23 protein-coding genes and 2 pseudogenes are annotated in these 21,888 nt (G+C 36.0%); 2 read left to right on the forward strand and 23 right to left on the reverse strand.

Features of this window, described 5'->3' with window-relative positions:
* Positions 1-362 (forward strand): hypothetical protein (locus E5355_RS19690; RefSeq protein ID WP_210434542.1); only part of this gene is annotated, 362 nt, incomplete at its 5' end.
* A gap of 217 nt (positions 363-579) precedes the next feature.
* On the opposite strand, the gene E5355_RS17150 is transcribed toward E5355_RS19690, so the two are convergent.
* The 4 genes from E5355_RS17150 to E5355_RS17165 form a co-directional block, all read right to left on the reverse strand.
* The gene (locus E5355_RS17150; RefSeq protein WP_136011276.1) at positions 580-978 is read right to left on the reverse strand and encodes a HEPN domain-containing protein; all 399 of its coding nucleotides are present in this window, start codon (positions 976-978) and stop codon (positions 580-582) included.
* The gene (locus tag E5355_RS17155; RefSeq protein WP_136011277.1) at positions 975-1,298 is read right to left on the reverse strand and encodes a nucleotidyltransferase domain-containing protein; all 324 of its coding nucleotides are present in this window, start codon (positions 1,296-1,298) and stop codon (positions 975-977) included. The genes E5355_RS17150 and E5355_RS17155 overlap by 4 nt, the downstream gene beginning before the upstream one ends.
* 306 nt (positions 1,299-1,604) lie before the next feature.
* Positions 1,605-2,192 carry an MBL fold metallo-hydrolase gene (locus E5355_RS17160; protein ID WP_136011278.1) on the reverse strand — a complete coding sequence of 196 codons (588 nt, stop codon included), beginning with the start codon at positions 2,190-2,192 and terminating at the stop codon, positions 1,605-1,607.
* 1 nt (position 2,193) lies between these two features.
* Positions 2,194-2,805 (reverse strand): sugar transferase, encoded by a 612-nt coding sequence (locus tag E5355_RS17165; protein ID WP_136011294.1) that lies wholly within the window; start codon positions 2,803-2,805, stop codon positions 2,194-2,196.
* A 150-nt stretch (positions 2,806-2,955) separates the two neighbouring features.
* Here E5355_RS17165 and E5355_RS17170 point away from each other — a divergent pair, with 150 nt between their 5' ends.
* Positions 2,956-4,059 (forward strand): IS4 family transposase, encoded by a 1,104-nt coding sequence (locus tag E5355_RS17170; RefSeq protein ID WP_136011279.1) that lies wholly within the window; start codon positions 2,956-2,958, stop codon positions 4,057-4,059.
* Positions 4,060-4,091: 32 nt separating this feature from the next.
* On the opposite strand, the gene E5355_RS17175 is transcribed toward E5355_RS17170, so the two are convergent.
* The 19 genes and pseudogenes from E5355_RS17175 to E5355_RS17265 form a co-directional block, all read right to left on the reverse strand.
* Positions 4,092-4,394, reverse strand: a complete 303-nt coding sequence (locus tag E5355_RS17175) for an acyltransferase (RefSeq protein WP_246866987.1) — start codon at positions 4,392-4,394, stop codon at positions 4,092-4,094.
* 80 nt (positions 4,395-4,474) lie between these two features.
* The gene (locus E5355_RS17180; protein ID WP_136011280.1) at positions 4,475-4,720 is read right to left on the reverse strand and encodes an acyl carrier protein; all 246 of its coding nucleotides are present in this window, start codon (positions 4,718-4,720) and stop codon (positions 4,475-4,477) included.
* Between the two features lie 14 nt (positions 4,721-4,734).
* Complete coding sequence (locus E5355_RS17185; RefSeq protein ID WP_136011281.1) at positions 4,735-6,135, reverse strand: AMP-binding protein; 1,401 nt, start codon at positions 6,133-6,135, stop codon at positions 4,735-4,737.
* Positions 6,136-6,152: 17 nt separating this feature from the next.
* Positions 6,153-6,896, reverse strand: a complete 744-nt coding sequence (locus E5355_RS17190) for an SDR family NAD(P)-dependent oxidoreductase (RefSeq protein ID WP_136011295.1) — start codon at positions 6,894-6,896, stop codon at positions 6,153-6,155.
* Entirely contained in the window at positions 6,896-7,525 is a 630-nt protein-coding gene (locus E5355_RS17195) for an acetyltransferase (RefSeq protein WP_136011282.1), read from the reverse strand. The genes E5355_RS17190 and E5355_RS17195 overlap by 1 nt, the downstream gene beginning before the upstream one ends.
* 3 nt (positions 7,526-7,528) lie before the next feature.
* Positions 7,529-8,680 (reverse strand): glycosyltransferase family 4 protein, encoded by a 1,152-nt coding sequence (locus E5355_RS17200; RefSeq protein WP_136011283.1) that lies wholly within the window; start codon positions 8,678-8,680, stop codon positions 7,529-7,531.
* A 6-nt stretch (positions 8,681-8,686) separates the two neighbouring features.
* Positions 8,687-9,778 carry a glycosyltransferase gene (locus tag E5355_RS17205; protein WP_136011284.1) on the reverse strand — a complete coding sequence of 364 codons (1,092 nt, stop codon included), beginning with the start codon at positions 9,776-9,778 and terminating at the stop codon, positions 8,687-8,689.
* A 9-nt stretch (positions 9,779-9,787) separates the two neighbouring features.
* Positions 9,788-11,044 carry an EpsG family protein gene (locus tag E5355_RS17210; protein WP_136011285.1) on the reverse strand — a complete coding sequence of 419 codons (1,257 nt, stop codon included), beginning with the start codon at positions 11,042-11,044 and terminating at the stop codon, positions 9,788-9,790.
* A 12-nt stretch (positions 11,045-11,056) separates the two neighbouring features.
* The gene (locus E5355_RS17215) at positions 11,057-12,028 is read right to left on the reverse strand and encodes a glycosyltransferase family 2 protein (RefSeq protein WP_136011286.1); all 972 of its coding nucleotides are present in this window, start codon (positions 12,026-12,028) and stop codon (positions 11,057-11,059) included.
* A gap of 7 nt (positions 12,029-12,035) precedes the next feature.
* Positions 12,036-13,550, reverse strand: a complete 1,515-nt coding sequence (locus E5355_RS17220) for a hypothetical protein (RefSeq protein ID WP_136011287.1) — start codon at positions 13,548-13,550, stop codon at positions 12,036-12,038.
* Positions 13,551-13,633: 83 nt separating this feature from the next.
* Entirely contained in the window at positions 13,634-14,593 is a 960-nt protein-coding gene (locus tag E5355_RS17225) for a sugar-transfer associated ATP-grasp domain-containing protein (protein WP_168354372.1), read from the reverse strand.
* A 138-nt stretch (positions 14,594-14,731) separates the two neighbouring features.
* Positions 14,732-15,997, reverse strand: a complete 1,266-nt coding sequence (locus E5355_RS17230) for a nucleotide sugar dehydrogenase (RefSeq protein WP_136011289.1) — start codon at positions 15,995-15,997, stop codon at positions 14,732-14,734.
* A gap of 8 nt (positions 15,998-16,005) precedes the next feature.
* Positions 16,006-17,019 (reverse strand): ATP-grasp domain-containing protein, encoded by a 1,014-nt coding sequence (locus tag E5355_RS17235; RefSeq protein ID WP_136011290.1) that lies wholly within the window; start codon positions 17,017-17,019, stop codon positions 16,006-16,008.
* Between the two features lie 30 nt (positions 17,020-17,049).
* A complete protein-coding gene (locus tag E5355_RS17240) occupies positions 17,050-17,421 on the reverse strand; it encodes a serine O-acetyltransferase (RefSeq protein WP_136011291.1) in 372 nt (123 codons plus the stop codon).
* A gap of 182 nt (positions 17,422-17,603) precedes the next feature.
* On the reverse strand, positions 17,604-18,572 hold the full coding sequence (locus E5355_RS17245; protein WP_136011292.1) for an SDR family oxidoreductase: 969 nt from the start codon (positions 18,570-18,572) through the stop codon (positions 17,604-17,606).
* 266 nt (positions 18,573-18,838) lie between these two features.
* A pseudogene (locus E5355_RS17250) lies at positions 18,839-19,566 on the reverse strand (IS66 family transposase); the annotation flags it as partial.
* 131 nt (positions 19,567-19,697) lie between these two features.
* Positions 19,698-20,231 (reverse strand): annotated as a pseudogene (locus E5355_RS17255) (PD-(D/E)XK nuclease domain-containing protein); the annotation flags it as partial.
* A 106-nt stretch (positions 20,232-20,337) separates the two neighbouring features.
* Positions 20,338-20,823, reverse strand: a complete 486-nt coding sequence (locus tag E5355_RS17260) for a UpxZ family transcription anti-terminator antagonist (protein ID WP_136011293.1) — start codon at positions 20,821-20,823, stop codon at positions 20,338-20,340.
* 72 nt (positions 20,824-20,895) lie between these two features.
* Entirely contained in the window at positions 20,896-21,432 is a 537-nt protein-coding gene (locus tag E5355_RS17265; RefSeq protein ID WP_136011296.1) for a UpxY family transcription antiterminator, read from the reverse strand.
* Positions 21,433-21,888 lie beyond the last annotated feature (456 nt).

Here is a 21,888-nt window from a genome sequence, read left to right on the forward strand (position 1 = left end):
TATATTTCAATTATTTCAAAGAACTATTTATCCACTTTTACGGGACAGTAATGATATGTGATTATTTAATAATCAGACTTCGGATTCCTCACATAGTGGGGAATAAAAAGAAAGGAAAGGGCTTTATAAATCCTTTCCAAGTATCGGGAGAATTTACAAGAGGTTATAAGGAGCTTTGTGTTAATACTCAATTTAGAGCATATCCTTTTTATAAGGCAACAGAATGGATGCCTTATAAAAAATATTATCAAATTCGATTGATTTTTAACTATTGGCATACAGCCAAGTCTATATTTTGCAGTGACAGACTCAAAAAAATCTCTGCAACCGTTAAAATTCCGGTAAAAAATTTGCCTAGATAATCCCCTGTGAACCTGCCTTGCAGCTTCACTGTGCTGATTATGTATGATATACAGCGGTAATCTCCGCTCCATCATCACTTCCGAAATGCAGGGAGTTCTTGCGTTTGGGCGTAAAGAGACAGACCGCCCGCTCCGCCAGATAGTATTTTGGAACCCTAATTTGAGCGCTTATCCTTTTTTTGACTACTTACGGAGCTAACATCTCAATATAGAAATCTCAAAAAACAATCAATTCATCAATTTTAATCAATAAATTACGAGTTGGTTCCAGCAACGGTGCGACATCTTCTCTTGTAAAATCAAAAAAATCATTATAATCACCGGTGATGCGATTCTGCAAAAGGCGGGAATACAACCGTCCTTCATCTTTAGTCAAGAACCCTTTTGACACGAAATTTTGTCCTAATTGCCCTACAACACCATTATGGGTACGCGCATTAATACCACGGCTCATCAGCAATGCGGAAGCCATATAAAAACAAGCATAATACAAACGCTGAATGGCAAGATTCCAATGCTTCGTGTCAATCATGTCTTCTGCCTCCTTCAACGTATTATAAGCTTTTTCTTTACGATAAGCCACTACAGCCTCTATTTCTTCTTTAGCCAAACTCATATCAATTGTATTCCTTCAGTCTTTACGTTATGGAAAAAAGGTGTAAAATGATATTTCAACCAATCTTTTAAAGTATATAAAACAGGACTTATGCATTCATTTTTCAACCATCCCAGTTCCACCAACGGATAAGATATAGTATCGTAATCACTATCTTCTATCTTTGGTTTATCAAGCAAAATCAGTACATCCCAATCTGAATCAGCACGTGCATCCCCCCTGGCTTGAGACCCATATAGAAAAGCATGACCACCCGCAGGAAGAACTCCTTGCAAAGTTTCCTTTATCAACTTTAATACATCTGTTTTTCGAGAATCCATGATACTGCTTTAGTTGTTTCCTAAACACAAAGATAATATTCTATACCGAAATATCCTAATCATATATCAATAAAGTGTAAAGATTCCACATAACACCTCATGACATCATCCGCTACTCAATAAAAACACATATTCAATAATACAACCAGATTAAGATTATTCAAACTCAAAGCAAGGCAGATATAAATAGTTTTATCCATAAATATATATGTGATTATTTAATGATCAGACTTCGAGCTCCTTACGTAGTGGGGAATAAAAAGAAAGGAAACGGCTTTATAAATCCTTTCCAGATATCTGGACAATTTACTCATAAATGTTTCCATGACCGGGATACAGACTGCAGTCCTTTGTTAATTCCGTGATACGTTCTTTCGAGATCCGTGCATCTTCCCTATCGCTATTAGGGAATGAGGCAATGACTTTAACACCCGGGATATATGAATCACCCGAAAAAACATTGTTCTCGACTTTATAGGTAAGGCAGCTTTTATCATGTCCGGGAGTTTCAAACACTTCCACGAAAATTCCCGGAAATATTTCCACTTTATCATTCTCATGTAAAACCGTCACATTATCTCCCATCCATATTACAGGATCATTGTGATAACGGGAAAAATTAAGTTTATCCGAACCTAAAGCCTCCTTACCGAAAGAGGAAGTGTAAACTGTGCAATCAGGATACAATCGTAATAAATCTTTTATACCATAAATATGGTCGTAATGAGTATGAGTCAGAAACAAAGCTTGTACCGTTCCGCACTTTTCCTGAACAAACTGCTTTATAGGGGTAATATCTCCAATATCTATCAATACATGCCCATCTTTCCCCTCAACAGACAGTATATAAGCATTGGAGGTGAAAACAGAATTGACAATCTGATGGATGTTCATTTCAGTTATGACCGTTGAAAGCCTCAGTGGTAGCATTACCTTCCTTATTGATCCCTTCTCTAACGAACACTTTCTTTATGGTCAGTAAAATAATTTTCACATCCAACCAAAAAGAGACATGATCCACATACCACACATCCAGTTCAAACTTACGTTTCCAACTGATATCATTCCGTCCGTTTACCTGTGCCCACCCCGTAATTCCCGGACGTACTTCATGGCGACGGAACTGTTCCTCTGAATATAAAGGAAGATACTTCGGCAATAAAGGACGGGGACCAACTAATGCCATATCCCCCTTTAATACATTTATTAGTTGTGGCAATTCATCTATGGAAAGAGAACGGACTATTTTCCCAATCTTTGTCAGACGTTCAGCATCCGGCAACAAATTTCCCTCTGAATCCCGCTCATCTGTCATTGTCTTAAACTTTATGGCTTTGAATATCCGGGCATTTTTTCCAGGGCGCTCCTGGGTGAAAAAGACACCGGCACCCTTATTGGTGAAATGGAGGAAAATTATCAGAAGAAGTAATATGGGCCAGATAACTGCCAAAACACAGAAAGCAACAATAAAATCAATCGTACGTTTTAAAAAGTAAGAATATAGCATAACATTCGTCAATCAATTCATTAATATTTTTCCTTTAGTAGATGACAAAATTTAAATTTATGTTGTTAAACATCTAATTTTCAAGTGGTTAAATTTACAAAAGTCCCTGAAATTTAGTAATTTAAAGGAAAAGTTTGGTCGCTTTTTCTCATGAAAACTACTAATTTCAAGGACTCGGTCAAAGTTAACCAAATCCTCCCGATTATGCAAGAGCATTTTGGACAAAGTATGAATCTGGCACGCATAAAACTTATGGCGCTGCTGCTCCATGCACTCTGTGTGGTGCAGACTGTCAGCCTTCACAAACTGGCTGATGCGATGCCTACGGCTGTCGACAAGGACTCCAACCTCAGACGGCTCCAAAGATTCTTTGCCAGGTATGTTCTTGACCTTGACATCATAGCCCGTATGATTTTCTCGCTACTTCCCGTCAAGACCGGTCTTGTACTCAGCATGGATCGCACCAACTGGAAGTTCGGGGAGTTCAATATCAACATTCTTATGTTGGGCATCACCTATAAAGGGATTGCCTTCCCTTTGATATTCAGTCTTCTCCCTAAACGTGGCAACTCCAACTGGGAGGAACGCAAGAAGATTATGGAACGCTTTATCCGTCTTTTCGGAGCGGAATGCATCGACTCCCTTGTGGCAGACCGCGAGTTCATCGGAAAGGAATGGACAGGATGGCTCAACAGCCGTCGCATACGGTATTACATCCGCATCAGGCAAAACTTCTGGATTGTCAGACCTTCCACAGGCGAGAGAATCCGAGCCTGGTGGCTGTTCAATGATTTGAAGGTCGGTCAGGAGAAATTCTTCCATAAGCTCTTTCTTCACAAAGGTGAGTATGTCTATCTTGCCGGCAGCCGGATCAAAAACTCCGATGGTGTTCCGGAATTGCAGATTCTCATATGCTTCAACCGGCCCGAGAGCGCGATATTGACATACAAAAAACGTTGGGAGATAGAAACGGCCTTCAGAGCCATGAAATCCTCCGGTTTCAATATCGAGGACACCCATATGCGTGATATGGAGCGCATCGCAAGACTTCTCGCGATGGTCTGCATGGCTCTTGTATGGGCATATCTTGTTGGTGAACATAAAGATATAAATATTAAACCGATAAGGCTTCTGAAACATGGAAGAAAGGCAAAGTCGCTTGTCAAGTATGGTTTGGAGGAGATTTCAACAATACTTCTACGTCCGACTTATACCCCAAAATTCGATGTTTTCAAATTTTTGTCATGTACTTAATATTTTTCCATTTTGAACATTTACATTCTCTTTCAATATCTTTGCAGGATTTCCTGCTGCAATACAATTCGAATGAATATTTTTTGTAACCACGCTACCCCCCCTATAATCACTTGATTACCAACAGATAAACCTGGCATAATTATTGATTGAACTCCTATCACACAATTTTTACCAATATATGTATCGGCTTTCAAACTTCTACAATGATCATGTGCCAATATCATAGCACCAGAAAGCACCCAAGTATTATCCCCAATATGGATACCTTTAGGGTTAACTGACTTATCTAAATGAGCTTTCCATGAAATTCTGCAATTTTTACCTATATCCATTCCGTATCTCCAACGGAGATAACGAGGATATAAATCAACGAGAATCCCCCACAGAATTCTTCTTATTTGCATAGCACAATTCAAAGTTTCAAATCAATACCATACCTATTCAAAATCTCAATTCCTTTCCCATAAGAAGTTAACTCCATAATTTCTTCAGGCTCGAACATTACCTCAAAAGAGTCTTCCAAGATAGAAATTATATTCAACTGATGAACTGAGTCCCATTCTTCAATAGTTTCTTTTGAGAAACGTTCATTCAAAACTTCTTCTGCTACTCCAAACACTTCGACAAAAGCAGCGTTATACTTCTCAATATTAGTCATTTCTATTACAATTTTTATATATTAAACTTACTATACAATATCTTACCAGCTTCATTTCTGGGTATTTCATCAATTATTCGTACATCAAAAACAGAAGCTACCAGTTTTGTTTTCTCTATCAACAATTCTTTCACTTGTTGAATATATTCTCCGTGTGTGAGATAAATGATCATTCTCTCATCTGTTCCTACACAAGCACACTCTATTGGAAATTTTCCTTTAATTATCTGTTCACATTCATCCAGTCCAATACGCATACCAAATAATTTCAGGAAACGTCCGATACGCCCCACGATGTAATAACATCCATCTTCGTCACGATAAGCCAAATCACCTGTACGCATAAACCCACGTCGTTCATCTCCCAAAAGCAAATCTTCCCGCTTGCGGGCATATCCAAGAGTTACATTCTTACCTCGATAACACATCTCACCTTCGGTATTTGCCCCTTCAATAAGATTCCCTTCACTGTCTATTAGCGACAATTCGGCATTAGGAACTGCTAATCCTATACTACCAACTTTCTCAACGGCCCACTCCGCAGGTAAATAAGCCATACGGGCTGTGCCTTCCGACTGTCCATAAGTAGCAATCCACTGCTTGCCATTGTCCCTACAATATTCTGCAAACTTTAAATTTAACTGACGAGGCATTTTACCGCCTCCCTGTGTCAATAATCTCAAATCAGGCAAGTCCATACGAAAGAAACGCATCACATTCAGAATCTCAAAACTATAAGGAACCCCTGTAAAACTAGTAGCCCCTTGTTCCCTTATAAAATTCCAAAAAGCCCGGTCAGTCATATTCTGATTAGTTATAAGTATCGTAGCACCTACATAGAGATGGCTGAACACAACTGAAAGCCCCATAGTATAATAAAGAGGCAATGCCAATAACGGCCGGTCTTCCTTTGTTAATTGGAAGAATGTGGATATATTAAGTGCCGCGGCCTCAATATTTTCATATTTATGCCTCACTAATTTAGGGCTTCCCGTAGAGCCGGAAGTAGGTAATAAGTGGGATAAATCCTCATACATCGGACAAGCCTCCAAACCTGTCCTCAACAACACATACCCATAACGTTCCGTTACCACCTCATAAGACGTTAAAGAAATAGCCGTTGCAACAGGTACACATAAATAAGAAGGCCGGTATATTTCAAACAGATTCTTATATAATCCCTCTTCAATATGCGCATTCAAAATCAAAGGAACATTTCCTGAATTAAGACATCCTATACTCCAGGCCACACCACCCACATTGTTCTCTGTCAACAAAAAAAGTAAGGAACGAGAAGGTATAAGAGTGCCTATCTCATTAGAAAAATCCACCAACTCTCCGTAAGTCAGGATGTTTTCCATTGCATCAATAGCAGCAATTGCTTCCTGCGGATGTTTATTCAATTGTAATATCATAACCAAGAATTATTTCATTAAATTGAAGCGCAACCATCTACCCCCAATATCTGACCAGAGATATATGAAGAACGATCCGAAGCCAAGAAAGAGCACGCATTAGCTATATCATCAGGAGATCCCAAACGCCCCAAAGCAATCTTAGCGATGCGCATATCTATTTTTTCTTTACTATCTTCATAAAGCTCGGCAAAACGCTCTGTTTTCACGATACCGGGTGCTACAGCATTGACACGTACACCTATCGGAGCCAATTCTTTAGCAGCCGACTTTGTAAAAGAAATGATAGCCCCTTTTGTAGCCGAATAAGCCGATTGTCCCGAAGAGCCCAATACAGCCGTAACAGATGCAATATTTACAATGGAACCTCCGCCATTGCGAGCCATCAGACGAGACACTAATTGCACCAACTCAATCACGGCAATCACATTGACACGAAACATCAATTCAGTCTCTTCCCTAACAATCATACCTATTTTCTTATTGAACACTACACCCGCATTATTAACCAATACATCTATGTGCCCCTGCTCCTTTTTTACTCGCATCATAGATTCTTTAGCAGCTTGTGCATGGGTCACGTCAAAATACAATGCATGAAATCTTTCAAACTCAAGCTCTAAAGCGCTCATGGAACCTTCCAAACGATCACAGCCATATACTATTGCACCATCTTCAATCATTTTCAAGGCAATAGACTTACCTATGCCTTGAGCTGCACCCGTTACGATACAGACTTTATCTTTCAGTAATTCACTCATCATTTTAGCCTTCTTGCAGGTGAAGAAAATAAGGTTGATTCCGACTCAACATCCATCGTTACAAACGAACATGCTCCGATGGTACAATTGTCACCAATATGTACATTATGGTTTATCATTGCTCCTGTATGAATCATATTATGATCTCCGATTGTAGTGGCTCCTACCATCATCACTTGCGAGTCAATCCTATTCCAACTACCAATTGTCACATCATGACCAATAATAGTTAACGATTGGATAAAATTGTAATCACCAATTTTAGCATCAGCTGCTATAGTTGTAAATGCACCTACTAAATTACCTTTTCCCATCACCACATTACTTCCTATACGAGCTGTTTTATGTATTAAAGGAATAAATTCTCCCCCACGTGCTATAATCTCAGATATACATTCTACTCTAGAAGCGCCACCAATAGAACATATAAACACATCATCTGCGCAAGGTAAATAACCTGATATAGTTTCTACAATAGGAGGATAACCTTCAAAGCCATTCAATGCTTTTACGTTATCATCAATAAATCCTTTAACGACAAATTCGGTTTTATGTCCCCAAGACTCTCGTGCCATATCGAACATAGTACGTCCCATACCACCAGCACCAATAATTACCAACTGTTTCATCTTTCAACGATTTATAACCTCATTCAAAACATTTTCTATCTGTTTTCCTATGGCTACAGAAGAATACTTAGATAAACATTCATTTGAAATTTCCATATTGTTATATTCATCAATATGCTCATACATATATTTTATAGCTTTTTCCAATTGGTCTATATCACCAACTTCCACAAGAAGACCATTATTTTCATTTATGCACTGGGCTGCTCCACCACATAATGTAGCTATCACTGGCAATCCAGAAGCAAGTCCTTCAAGTATGGCAACTGAAAAATTTTCTCCTCTAGATGGATGAATGAATAAATTACATGAGTCCATTATTTCAATGATTTCATGTTTATTTTTCTGCCCCACCAACCGAATTGACCTTTCAAGCCCTAATCCATCTATCTGCGCCTGCAATTTTGTTCTTTGACCACCTTCTCCTACAATAGTGATTTTGCAACCAAACTTCGACAGCCCTGTCTTTGCAAATGCTGATATCAAAATATCATATCCCTTTCCATAAAACAAACTTCCCAATGCTATAATATTTAGTTTTCCAGAAACAATCTTTTTTCTATCAACTATTTGCCTATTAGCAAACTCCTCTCCAATCATATTGTGTATAACAATGGAATTTACACTAAAATGATTATAAATATTACATTTCAAAGAATCAGATACAGCTATAAGCTTATCAGCAATCCTATATCCTATATTTCCCATTACGGATACATACGAAGGCAGAACTTTTCTATTCAACATACTCCAATGTTCTACTCCCACCACAGGTATATTATAGCACTGCTTAATTATTGTCGCAGAATATATATTGGTCAGATAATGAGCATATATAACATCTGGAACCATCCTTTTTTTTACTTCTTCATATAGCCTATTGGTCTGCCAACTTAATACTTTTAAGAAAAACTTACTACCCAATAATCTTAGGATGGCAAAAGGACAATAAAACATATTATAGACATTAATACCATCATCACTTATTTGAGTAATGCCTAACCTCCGTTTATATAGTCTAAATCTACCATCTATGGACATTACAGTTACTGTATGCCCCAATTTTTGTAAAGCCTTAGCTTGATCACGCTCAAAACATCCCCACTGGACATCTCTATTTGAAGGATAGCCTCTGGATATCAATAAAATATTCATAAAAAACTAAAACATTTTTTCGTAATCACCTAAAATACGAGACTTATTAAACAACTCTTCTGCTTTCGTGTTATTCCGTTTTCCCATATCAGATAATTCGACCACAGAACACTTCACCAACAGAGTCAAGGCATGCGAAATAGAAGAAGGAGAATTTGCCTCACACAAAAATCCATTTACATTATCCTCTACCAACAAAGGAACGTCAGACACACGTGTAGCAACAATCGGTTTCCCCATATACATCCCTTCACAAATAGCATTAGGAAGTCCCTCAAAAAAACTAAATAAGCCAACCGCATCAGCTTCCCTCATATAGTCATAAATATCCAATGTTTCCTTATGAAAAGAAAAGACATCCTGCAAACCATAAGATTGGATTTTTTGAAGTCCATCTTCCAAAGAGGAATCAAACTTACTATTGCCAAACCATGAAATCCTAAGATTATCACGATATTGAGGCTCCATTAAGTGGACACCTTCAATCAATCCATTTAAATTCTTAAGATATCGATGGCTGGAAGCAACCAGTAAATTCAATTTCCCATTCTTTCTATATGCAAAATTTTCATTAGGTAATAATCTTTCTTGATCAAGCATATTATATATGACCTTGAACTTCCTTGATAATATCCCAGGTGCCACTTCTTTTACAATATTGATATTTGCATAAGAATTAGCAACTATATAATCTGCAAATCTATGAAACTTCAAAAAAAACCTCAATTTAAAAGATGACCGTTTGGCAGGATCAGCACTTCTTTCTCCAACAATAAGTTTCCATTTCCTACTAGGAAAGCCTGACAATTCTGCCATAAAAGAGGGAGCTTCCAAGAAAGCAATTACTATGTCAAATTTATGAGAACGAATATACCTGCGTACTTTATAAATACGTTCTAAATAATTATCTTCGTAAATACCATCTATCTCAATACCATGATTGACTATATATTGATAATAAAATTCACTCCATTTTTTTTGATATATCAAAAAACGGACATTATACCCCAGACCTTTAAAGCCAACAGCCAATTCCACAATCTGCCTTTGTGCACCACCGGAACCTAGACCACTAATAAAGAAAAGAAGATTCTTCATAAAAGAAAATTAAAACCACAATATGTATTTCAAAAATAGCCATAAAGGGCTACTGCAAAAAAAAGAAGATTCCAAAACTCTAAAATACAATCTCACACAAGGAAACGAATAAATAGCAAAAGGTAAAGTTGCTTGCATAACAAACAATAATCCTAAAAGATATAACCATTTATCATTTCTCGTATTAAGGAGGCATCCAAGCCATATATATGCAAGTAAGGGCATTGCCAATATAATAAACCTATTCCCAGTAGAAGGAATAAACATCGTGAAATTTGCAAAAATCATAATAAGAAGCATGAAATGAAAAAGCTGTTGAAAATTTGTATGCCTAATGTATTTATTATAATTCACAATTAAAACTAAAACTAACACATTTATCAATATTCTTGTAAATGCTTCAAGTAATCTGACAACCCAAATAAACCCACTTCCCCCCTCATTAATTTTATACACATAATTCTCATCTGTATATACAGACATTTTTAATGCTAAAGCAGATTCAGCAGGCATATATTCAATAGCATTTCGGAATACTTCTAATGACAATTCAGAAAAAACTAAACTTAAGACAAATGCAATTGTAAGATATCTATATGATTTACAAAAAAATAGATATATTATAACCATGATAGGAATTAGAATGAATGAACCATGAAAGAAAGGTGTAATAAATAATAACAACAATAGTTTCTTATTACCATCAATAAGCCATTTTAACAAAGAGAAGTTTGCAATCCAAGCAGCTGTATAAAATCGAAAATTATTTATATTAAAAATTTGATTAGAAACAAATAGATACAATAAAATAAAGCAAAAAATAGAATTCGAAAAATTTTTATCAGTAACAAAATACTTCAATGATTTAAGACAGAAAAAAGAAAAAACAAGAGATACCACAAAGAACATCACATGATAATTAGCAGTAAATCTTGATACAAAATAACATACTACATCTTTATAAAAATCCAAACCTCCTTGTAAAGTAACATAATCAGCTAAACTGTCATAGAAAGTTTCTGAGCTTATATTAGCATATTCTTCAAAATCATTTCTATATGAAATACCGTCCAAATTATTCTCTTCTGTCCTTACATCAGATACTGTATAAGAAAAACCAAACGTTACAAAAAAGGCAAACAACAATACACAAGAAGACTTAGTTTTTAAACTAAAAAGAGCTAAAAACAAAGATATAGTAGGATTCAAAAAAAAAGCTAAAGCTTTAATGTATGTATTTGTATTAGATTCTTTTTGCCAATGCATAACAACAAAGAATTAATCATGCAACAAAAGAAGTTTCTTTTTTAACCGACCACAATAGGAATAAAAAGAACAAAACATAGGAAACTCAAATAGACTATACAATAAAACAATCTTAGGTAAAGGCAAATATTTTCTCAACACTGGAAATGACATTGAAGCTAAAATTTCGGAATCAATTTTCAATATGATATTTTTTTTACAACCAGCCTTCAAAAGAGTAAGTATACTATTTAATATATCTGCAAAGGACTTATTTTCAAGCTCATTCATTCCCTTAAAGAATGTAAATTGCCAATTAATAGCATTTACAAAAGACAAAAACTTATCATCTGAATATGACTGAGTAGCAGATAACAAATTCTGGCAATAATTATATGTACTTGTTTCTATACATTGAATTTTAGTGACATGTTTCAACAATTGACAAAACAAAACAAAATCTTCCGCATTGGCTTGTTTCTCAAATGTCTCATATTCATAATTTGCAAATAATTTTCGGGAGTATATTTTAGCACACAAAGAATGCTTCAATTCATTATCGAAAAGAGCTAAATAAGCATCATAAGAAGCCTCTCCCCCTGAAATCCGATTGATAATTTTAGTTTTCTCTCCATTTACACCTATATAGGTATAGGCAGAAACAACTATATCCGCCTTTGATTGTTCAATGGCGACATACATCCTTTCTAAAGCATCAATAGGTAAATAATCATCACTATCACAAAAAAGGATGTAATCACCTATTGCCTGCTGATATCCCACTTTTCTTGTCAGCATTGGTCCTAAATTAATGGGATTATTTATTATATGAAGACGCTTATCTTTATGTGCATATTCAGTAACAATACGCATACTATTATCAGGAGTACAATCATTTACAACTATTATTTCTATATCATGCAAAGATTGATTCAAAATACTATCTAAACATCTATATATAAATTTTTCCGTTTTATACACAGGCACTATAACTGACACTTTCATTCTGCTCCTATTTTATAATTGAAAAAATAAAAAGACGTTGTTGGGTTGAAAACAAAGTCAACACAGATATTAATACGGATATTAATATAGTTATTGACAATACTAACACTAGTTCTACTAAATTTTTCGGTTGGTAAACTTTAAGTAAAATCGTTGAAGAGCAAATCGAAACACATATAGATATACAAATTTTTAAAAATACAAACTTTATTTGTCCAGCATTACCTGGATAAATCCGGTTAAAAAAGAATGCATTAACACCATAACTTTGCACTATAATAATAAAAACAGAAAAGAACAACATAAGCTTTATAACAGACATAGTATCAATAGTACTCTTCTCTGAAATAAGAATTAAGCCAATTATATTAATCACCCCTAAAACAACAGTAAACAAAGCAGGATATTTCACTTTATTCCATGATCTATTTACATACGCATAAATACCTGCCGCAGAAAAAAAAGGAAGAGATAGCATTTTTAAAATCAACCAACTATTGTACACAACAAATTCCTTACCTAACCAGATTTCTAAAATAGGCACACTATAACCTATCAAACTCCCTACAATACTAGCACTTAAAACCCCAACTATCAAAGAATCATTCATTGTTAATTTCTGAACTTCATCATGATTTTGTTTTGAATAAGCTATTAATATAATCGGTCCAAACAAAGATGAAATAACACCAACTACTAAAGAAACATAAACGCCAAATTCCGATACAGCCCCCAATGCTCCTGACAATTCAGTTCCCCAATATTGATTTACAATAATGTTATCCACTCTATATATAGCAACATCACCTAATTGATGAATTACCGTCCATACAGCCATTCCTAAAATACTCACTAAAGTTGTTCTTACAAAATAAGAAAGTCCAAACTTCACTTTTTTCTTAGTTTGCCTTAAGAAAAAATAAATATTAAGTATTAAGACCAATAATTCCGTACACAAATTAGATAATCCTACAAATATTATATTGACCTCAATACTTTCAAAAAAAACGATAACTAAAAGAAATTTAAATCCTATTCTAGTTAACGTAATTACATTCATTAGATCCAACCTATTATATGCATATAATGAAATATTTAAAGAAGAAGAGATTAAAGAAACAAAAAAACTACCACCCGTAAAGATAAATAGTAACTGAGCGGCTTGTTGTAACTGCTTAGGGATGTTAAAAACTAAATCTAAATCGATTACTAACCAAATAAAAAAAGGTACAATGAATAGTATGAGAACAAATATAGCTATTAAAGAAGTACTTATCACCTCTGATGCTTTAGCAAAATTCTCTTTTTGAATATAAATTGTATAAAAACGAGATAATGCACTTGTCAAAGAACCTGTCAGGACACTAATATACTGATTTACAATTAGTGTTAAAGGAATTATCCCATATGCAGCTAATCCTAATTGATTAACTAAATAAGGAGTATAATAAATTCCTACTACTATATTAACAACTAAATTTGCAATATTTGTATATAAGTTCTTTCTTGTCTGAGGTATCATCAAATATTAAATTTTAAATACAAACAATGTTTTATCTTTTTATAGCTATAACAAAAAACAATACAATATTTTTTGATTAACATTCATTTTTTCTCCATCAAAAAAGATATCACCTCATCAGTATATTGACCAAAAGCGCTTCCATTGGTATATTGAAACAACCAAGCAGAAAAGCCTCCTACATTAACTTCTATAAGTTTAGGATTTCCTTGTTCATCAAGCATTATATCCAGTGCTAATAATCTATGATGCAACACCTTATCAGCAACCTCTTTTGCAAATTCTTTCACTCTATTATAATTAGGAATACAAAAATCAGAATTCGAATAATCTACTCCATTAAAACTCTTTTTTTTATTTCCCAAATAATCACACATATATTTCCCTAATACACCATTAGCTGATATTCCGCAAAACATACCACCAGCATGAGCATTATCAACATCCTTCCCTTCAGCCCCAACGCGAAGTATAGCATTGGGAATTACAACTTCATTTGTTGCCAAAGATCTATATGTCATAACTCTAATAGTATTTACTGAGGTATTATTAAACTGTGACATATATGGATGTTGGCTTAAACATTCTTGAACAATAAAGTTTTCACCAAATTGACATCTTAATGATTCTAAATTAATATTTCCATTACCTTTTTGTAACTTTACAACCCCTCTACCAGACTCCCCATCAATAGATGGTTTTACTATTATGCACTTAGAAGCAATAGATAAGGATAATATTTTTTCCTTATATATTTTATAATCAGCTGTATAATAAGAACCATCAATATTTCGAATTATCGTTTTAGGCAAAATATCTGTTCCAAATATCTTATCAAACATATTTTTATCATTATAATATGCCCAAAACTGCTTAGGATTAAGGAATGGTTCAATAACCGTAGCACAATACTCTAAAGGCAAAATATTGATATCTTCTCCTACATAGCGAGAAAATATTCGATAAGAATCAATCTTTATATGAGAATCTAAAGACTTCCATTTTTGTAACCATTTCTCTTCAAAAACTGCTTTCTTTTTCAACAGAGGATTATTATGATAAATAACCTTATACAACTTATAATAAGATTTCCGCAAAAGATAATTTCTAACAGACTGTTGAATTTGATAAATAAGTTTCATTATGCCAACAACATATAAAAATAAAATCTACCGTTCTTTTTAGAGTCTTCCATCCACAAAATGCTTATCCCAAATCCCCTTTACATCATAAAGAACAGAATTATCCTTTCTTAAAGTATTTACTTGGATATCCTGAAATGCATCATGACACACAGCTAATATAACTGAATCAAATTTAGAATCAGGAAGTTCATTTACAACGGATATTCCATACTCTTTATCGACTATTTGAGGATTTGCCCAAGGATCAAATACGGTTATATTCAAATTGTATTCTTGTAAAGCATTAAATATGTCAATGACTTTTGTATTACGTACATCCGGACAATTCTCTTTGAAAGTGAATCCCATTATTAAAATATTCGACCCCAACACTTGTATTCCTTTTTTCAACATCAGCTTCACCACTTGGTTTGCAACATATTCCCCCATACTGTCATTCATTCTTCTACCTGCTAAAATGATTTCTGGATTGTATCCATAATTTTGCGCACATTGAGCCAAATAATAAGGGTCAACACCAATGCAATGCCCGCCAACTAATCCCGGTTTAAAAGGTAGAAAGTTCCATTTTGTTGCAGCGGCAGCCAAAACATCCTGTGTGTCAATATCCATTCTGGTAAATATTTTAGATAGTTCATTCACAAATGCTATATTAATGTCACGCTGTGAGTTTTCTATTACTTTAGCAGCCTCTGCAACTTTTATCGTGGGTGCTAAATGAGTTCCGGCAGAAATTACTGAAGCATAAACTTCATCTATTTTTTTACCAATTTCTATTGTAGAACCAGAAGTTACTTTCTTTATTTTTTCTACTGTATGAAGCTTGTCACCCGGATTAATACGCTCAGGAGAATAACCTGCAAAAAAATCCATATTCAATTTTAATCCAGAAACCCGTTCTACTACCGGAATACACTCTTCTTCCGTCACACCAGGATAAACCGTTGATTCATACACTACAACATCTCCTTTTGAGATTACCTTACCTACTGTAGTACTTGCACCATACAAAGGAGTTAGGTCTGGATTGTGATGTTCATCTACAGGAGTAGGTACAGCTACTACATAGAAATTACAATCACGGATATCTTCTATATCAGCCGTACATTTAAAACCATTTTTTATAGCAGATTGTAACAATTCATCCGATACTTCAAGTGTTGAATCATGTCCAGCCATCAAAGCATCAACCCTCGCTTTATTCATATCAAATCCAACTGTTTGATATTTTGTAGAGAATAAACGAGCCAAAGGAAGTCCTACGTAACCGAGACCGATTACGGCAATTTTTACAGAATTCATATTAATATTTAATTAGAACTATTTTGTATAAAGGATTCTATTATCATCTTAGGTAAATTAATGGGTGCTGATGTAAATTGGAGTTTTTCATTCCAATATCCTTCACATTCTGTATAATCAGGATCTGTACCATAACTCACTTCTACAAGCAAAGGATTATCTTTATCATGTACAAAATCAAATACACCTATTTGCAAACCTAGTTTTTGGGAAACATTATATGCCAATTGCACACATCGCATATCTACCTTCGAAGCATCAGGAAGAAGAATATGCGAACCAGATGCTCTAAAATCCCCATTTCTAACACCTCTCCTTTCACCTATTATTTTATCCCCAATAACAACAATACGAGTATCCGTATCATTATTCGGAATAAAATCTTGAAAATAAACATATCCTTTTTCCAGAGGAAGTAACTTTATAGCAGAAGAAACTATAAACAAACGAAAAAAAGACTTTAAAAGCACAAAAAAGGGACATTTTCCACTCCTATAATCCCTCCAACGATCTTTTAGTGAAGCCAATGGATCATAGGCTGAAAAGCCTCTACTAAAAGCTCTACTTATTAAGGATACAGCCTCCTTCCTTGTATCTACTAGCTTTACATTTGTAGATCCAGCTCCACCTCTCAACTTAAAAACTTTAGGAAAAGAAGCCTTATTGGCCCAAAGCAGAGCTTCCTGCTTTGTATAAAAAGCATAAGAAGTGACTAAGGGAGCTTTTATTGACTCAAACAAATACTTCTGACCTAACTTATCATCAAAATGCCAAACAGTTTTAAAATTAGGAAAAACAGGCTTACCAGAAGCTTCAATAGAATAGAGAAGTTGTTTTGCAAAAACCTTATCTTTGTAATCCAGATGACTGAAATGCCACATGAAAGCATCACAATCCTCTATCTGTTTCATTATATCAGATTGATATGCATCCACTTTCTTATAAGATATGCCATTCTCTTCACAATAGGTTAACCAATAATCTGAGAAAGAACCTTTCCGACAGCATATAGCTATTTTCATTACATATTTTATTTTAGTTCCTATAGTTTGTTATACTTTCCTATTCACATACCCATCCGATCCATTCATAGACACAATTTTTGCTGGAATTCCTGCAACACACACATTATCTGGTACATCATCCAAAACAACAGCATTAGCTCCTATAGCAACATTGTTACCAACAACAATATTCCCCAATATTTTCGCGCCTGGACCAATATAAACCTCATTACCAATAACCGGAGTTCCCATACGCTTTCCCCTATTCAATTGCCCTATTGTGACGCCTTGCGAAATATTGACATTTCTACCAATTTTAACTTTCTCATTTACAACTATTGTACCCCAATGACCTATAAAAAATCCTTCACCTATTGTACAACGAGCAGGAATTAAAATGCCATACTTCCGCTGCATCATAATAAGTTTTACTTTTAGAAAAAAAAACAATAGGTTTCAAATACCATACTTCCTTAAATGATTGGATTAATCTAAACACACATAAATATTTGAAACCGGGAAAAGCAAAATAACTTTGTATCAAATTTTTACCCGCAATTCTATATAAATCCCTGTATATCAAATCAGCACATTTTATTTTATTAAATATTTTCCCAATACCATTTAATAGCTTCTTTTAGTCCGTCACGCATGCTATACTGAGGATTGTAGTGAAGCAATCTTTTAGCCTTGTCTATGCAAGCCAAGGAGTGAGGGATATCCCCCACACGGTTAGGTCCATGAACGACTTCCACCTTAGCGATTTCTGTATCAAACTCGCTAAGAAACTCTTTGAGATAACCAACCAATTGATTCAGAGTTGTACGCTCACCAAACGCCGTATTATAAACTTGGTTTACAGCTTCCGGATTAGTGGAAGTCATAGCAAGCATATTCATTTGTACCACATTATCAATATAAGTAAAATCACGACTATATTCACCATCCCCATTTATCACGGGGCTTTCGTGAGCCATCAGCTTCTTCACGAATAACGGAATAACAGCTGCATAAACCCCAAATGGATCTTGGCGACGCCCAAACACATTGAAATAGCGCAAACCGATACAATCCATATGGTATGTGCGAGCAAAGACATCCGCATATAGCTCATTGACGTATTTTGTAATGGCATAAGGCGACAATGGCTTACCTATAACCTCCTCCACTTTTGGAAGAGATTTACTATCCCCATAAGTAGAAGAACTAGCTGCATATATCAAACGTTTCACACCTGCATCACGGGCAGCTATTAGCATATTCAAGAAACCGCCAATATTGACATCGTTGGTAGTTACTGGGTCTTTGACTGACCGAGGTACGGAACCCAATGCTGCCTCATGCAACACGTAATCAACGCCTTCAACCGCCTTCTGACAATCAGAAATATTGCGAATGTCTCCCACTATCAACTTGAAGGTAACGGGATATTGATTCAACAATGGAAGAAGATTCTCAATCTTTCCCGTAATAAAATTGTCTAAACAGACAACCTCATAATCATGAGCAAGCAGATGCTCACAGAGATTAGAGCCTATAAATCCAGCCCCACCCGTAACTAATACTTTCATTGTAACCCACAAATAGTTAGCATCCAATTTTGACGTGTCCCCCAAGGAAAGCCACCACAAGGCGGTTTCCTAATAAATAACGTCAAAAAGGATATTGATTTTTAAGATTTGTTGTTAGTTCGTTAATACTCAATTTAGAACATATCCTTTTTATAAGGCACCAGAATGGGTGCCTCACAAAAAAGTAAGCACTCAATTTAGGGTATCCCCCTTTGAAAGGGCACTTTTCAGTGCCCTAAACCAAGTTTTGTTAATTAGTCTTGAATTTAACATTGGCTGGTAGCCAAAGTGATTTTGTCAGGAACCATGTTAACATAATCCTTGCACCCGTTAAAGATATTTCTGAAAAAAGTTCCGATGAAGTTCCAGATAGAACTACCATGAAGCTTTACCGTTCCTATCACACTGTGATAAGTTGCTGCCATCTCTGCTCCGGCATCACTACCATAATGACTTGTTTTTGGCATGAGACATACAAACTTGATGTACAGTATCTTTAAATCGGGCTGATTTCAGCTCATTGCCGATAAATACATAAGCATTGTATCCATCAGACATGATACTCTTCAATTCTGCATCACCCAAAAAGTCTGTAAGTACATCACGACCGCGCGAGCCATTCTCATAGAGGAAAATGGCTGTTTTCTGAGCCTTGTTGACCAGAACCCAAATGTAGCACTTCTTATAGTAATCATATTTACGCACTTTACACCAGGTCCCATCGCAGTTCACAATCGAGTCTTTTTCCAAAGCTATGGACTTCAATACACAGACCAATTCATCCAGGTATTTCTTGCCTTTCTTAAGCCAGTTGCGTAATGTATTTTTAGAAACGGTCATGCCCATATCTGTCAGCCATTGGTGAAGAAGACCGAAAGTCACATTCTTCACATAAACTTCATAGGCGATGGCCTGCAGAAGGGAAATAACCCCACCCGGGCTTTTTACCAGGCTCTGCATAATGAACCATCTCAAAACATTTTTCCGCAAGGAAAGCAATCAATAGCCATTTTTTGACTGCTTACATAAAGAATATCAAAAAAGGACTTGAGTTTTAAGTATTATTAGTTTGGATTCCTATTGTTCATAGGAAAGGAAGTTTGCCGAGGCATGAGTGCCAAAGAGTTATTCCACAATGTACCTCTCCACATTCCGTGTCTCATTGCTGAAGTTCACCCCCACTTTCACCAGCCGCCTGCCATCCAGCACATAAGGAATCAGATAACCTCTCTCATCAATTTGCTTCAAGGCATCTTCGGCACTGCCGTTCAGCTTGAACTCAAAGACGTAAACGGCATCTTTTGTCCGCACCACGGCATCGGCACGACCACGCGCACTGCGCACTTCCGTTTCAACAAATTGTCCCATCAAAGTGAAAACCACATAAAAAACAGCTTGATAATGACGTTCGGTATTATCACTTAAATCGTATGGCATACCGGCAAAGAACATACCAGAAAATTCAAGAAACTATAGCGTACTTCATCATTTGGAAAACCCAAAGTGTACAACAAAACATCCCTATCATAATCTTTGATGGTCAGATAACCGCTCTGGTAAATCATGGGAAGCGGATTCTTTACTTCTGACGATATTCAAAAAAAGCGAAAGTCGTCCCCCCTCAATCAGAAGGCACAAATCATAATAACTCTCTTTCAACGGTTCAGAAAATAAGGAGTGGAATTGAATGCTATCTTATAGAGTATTGCAGTTTTATTCACATAAAGATAATTTTCTTCAAAGAGAAATTCTATTTACACATTATCTATTCCACTTCCTCCCACGGATAAGGGTTCTCCATCACATTCTGAAACTCATCAACAGCCTCCTGCTGTTCGGCAGTCAGCAATGGAGCATTCCAAGAGGCAATGATGGAGTGAGCTTCATCTGCCAAAGGCTCATCGAAAACCTCTCCATAGCAAGCAGTGAGCAGACGAAGTTTCAACAAGGAAGCGGGAAGAGTATCAAGAACATCCCAACAACGGTTCAGAACCTCCTGCACATGCTGCTGTTTCTCACCGTGGTCGACAAACGAGGCGCTGTAACCCATCAAAAGAGCGAGACAAACATTGGCCTGTTCCTCCACTGTAGTGCCCCAGGTGCCGGAATTATACAAAGTTGTGGTCAAGCGATAGACTTCGCCATTACGACGTGACAAGTCGTCACTATAGATGGGACTACCGTCCATGCCCAAATACATCAAGTCGTGCGCGGCACGCTGAAGAACGATTGTTTCTTCTAAAAGAGACATATTATTTCAGATTTATGATTTTAGATTCTAAAGAGGAAAAAAGATACTTCGCCACATCCTACATAGTAATCGTTATTTGATCACTTCTATAAGGTCCGGATGGATGGTGGCCATGGCTACGGCAATGACGCCTTGTATCTCTATAACCACACGGCGGTCACGTGCGCCCTTCACTTTCAGAAAAACGCCCTCCTGACCTGCAAAGTCACCACCCGTAATACGGACTCTAGTTCCTCTCGACAGATTCAACTCTTCGGGCTGGAAGTAAAGCAAATGGTCGTTATAGGTTCCGGCAACGGCGATGAAGCGTTGCATCTCATGGTCGGGGACGACTATCTTCTGACCACTGCGGGTATCGGTGATATATTGCAAATAAGTAATTTGAGACTTTACACGCTGTACGTCGGAAGGACGTGCATGAACAAAGACCAGATTACGGATGACAGGAACCAAAGCACGGACTTTCTTACCCTTACGGATACTTACCTTATATTGCATGGGGACAAAACAGCCGAGGTTCTCCTTCTCGAGAAGATGCACCGCATCAAGCTCCCTGCGGTATGTGGCACGCATGGCATGCCAGACTTCAATCTCGTTATCCGTTCCCATTTTCGCCGCTTTGTTCATAAAAGGGTGTTCCTCTGGGGCTTTGAATACTCGGTATATACCTGGTATCCAATCACTTGCGAGCACCTTATGTAAAATACGGCAAGCATTGTGCCCTTCTTGCCAACAGATTTTTTGCAGTTCTTCATTACCTTCCGGTAAAAAACTATAAACGAACGGATTACAAGAAAAAAGCGTTTTTTAAACGTTCGTTTAATGAACGCAAAGATAAGACTGTTTTTTATATCCTCAAAATGTTTAATAAAAATATTTTGGGAAACCTTTTGTTACTCGGTTTAATATGCAGTAATCCAGTAGATTAAGCATCTTATTTAATATTTAAAATTTCCATATCCTTTTGTTAACTGATTCCCTATTTCATTTCCTAAAATTTGACGTTCAAAAAACGAACGTTTAAAAAACGCTTCCGGCCCAAAGTCATTTCCATTTATATATCAA

Origin of the sequence: Bacteroides muris (ex Afrizal et al. 2022) (assembly GCF_004793475.1) — a bacterium.
Lineage (GTDB): Bacteria > Bacteroidota > Bacteroidia > Bacteroidales > Bacteroidaceae > Bacteroides > Bacteroides muris.

Coding starts and splice junctions, on each gene's coding strand:
- E5355_RS17150 (WP_136011276.1), bottom strand. CDS start 978: ATGAGTTTGGCTAAAGAAGAAATAGAGGCTGTAGTGGCTTATCGTAAA.
- E5355_RS17155 (WP_136011277.1), bottom strand. CDS start 1,298: ATGGATTCTCGAAAAACAGATGTATTAAAGTTGATAAAGGAAACTTTG.
- E5355_RS17160 (WP_136011278.1), bottom strand. CDS start 2,192: ATGAACATCCATCAGATTGTCAATTCTGTTTTCACCTCCAATGCTTAT.
- E5355_RS17165 (WP_136011294.1), bottom strand. CDS start 2,805: ATGCTATATTCTTACTTTTTAAAACGTACGATTGATTTTATTGTTGCT.
- E5355_RS17170 (WP_136011279.1), top strand. CDS start 2,956: ATGAAAACTACTAATTTCAAGGACTCGGTCAAAGTTAACCAAATCCTC.
- E5355_RS17175 (WP_246866987.1), bottom strand. CDS start 4,394: ATGGATATAGGTAAAAATTGCAGAATTTCATGGAAAGCTCATTTAGAT.
- E5355_RS17180 (WP_136011280.1), bottom strand. CDS start 4,720: ATGACTAATATTGAGAAGTATAACGCTGCTTTTGTCGAAGTGTTTGGA.
- E5355_RS17185 (WP_136011281.1), bottom strand. CDS start 6,135: ATGATATTACAATTGAATAAACATCCGCAGGAAGCAATTGCTGCTATT.
- E5355_RS17190 (WP_136011295.1), bottom strand. CDS start 6,896: ATGAGTGAATTACTGAAAGATAAAGTCTGTATCGTAACGGGTGCAGCT.
- E5355_RS17195 (WP_136011282.1), bottom strand. CDS start 7,525: ATGAAACAGTTGGTAATTATTGGTGCTGGTGGTATGGGACGTACTATG.
- E5355_RS17200 (WP_136011283.1), bottom strand. CDS start 8,680: ATGAATATTTTATTGATATCCAGAGGCTATCCTTCAAATAGAGATGTC.
- E5355_RS17205 (WP_136011284.1), bottom strand. CDS start 9,778: ATGAAGAATCTTCTTTTCTTTATTAGTGGTCTAGGTTCCGGTGGTGCA.
- E5355_RS17210 (WP_136011285.1), bottom strand. CDS start 11,044: ATGCATTGGCAAAAAGAATCTAATACAAATACATACATTAAAGCTTTA.
- E5355_RS17215 (WP_136011286.1), bottom strand. CDS start 12,028: ATGAAAGTGTCAGTTATAGTGCCTGTGTATAAAACGGAAAAATTTATA.
- E5355_RS17220 (WP_136011287.1), bottom strand. CDS start 13,550: ATGATACCTCAGACAAGAAAGAACTTATATACAAATATTGCAAATTTA.
- E5355_RS17230 (WP_136011289.1), bottom strand. CDS start 15,997: ATGAATTCTGTAAAAATTGCCGTAATCGGTCTCGGTTACGTAGGACTT.
- E5355_RS17235 (WP_136011290.1), bottom strand. CDS start 17,019: ATGAAAATAGCTATATGCTGTCGGAAAGGTTCTTTCTCAGATTATTGG.
- E5355_RS17240 (WP_136011291.1), bottom strand. CDS start 17,421: ATGATGCAGCGGAAGTATGGCATTTTAATTCCTGCTCGTTGTACAATA.
- E5355_RS17245 (WP_136011292.1), bottom strand. CDS start 18,572: ATGAAAGTATTAGTTACGGGTGGGGCTGGATTTATAGGCTCTAATCTC.
- E5355_RS17260 (WP_136011293.1), bottom strand. CDS start 20,823: ATGTCTCTTTTAGAAGAAACAATCGTTCTTCAGCGTGCCGCGCACGAC.
- E5355_RS17265 (WP_136011296.1), bottom strand. CDS start 21,432: ATGGGAACGGATAACGAGATTGAAGTCTGGCATGCCATGCGTGCCACA.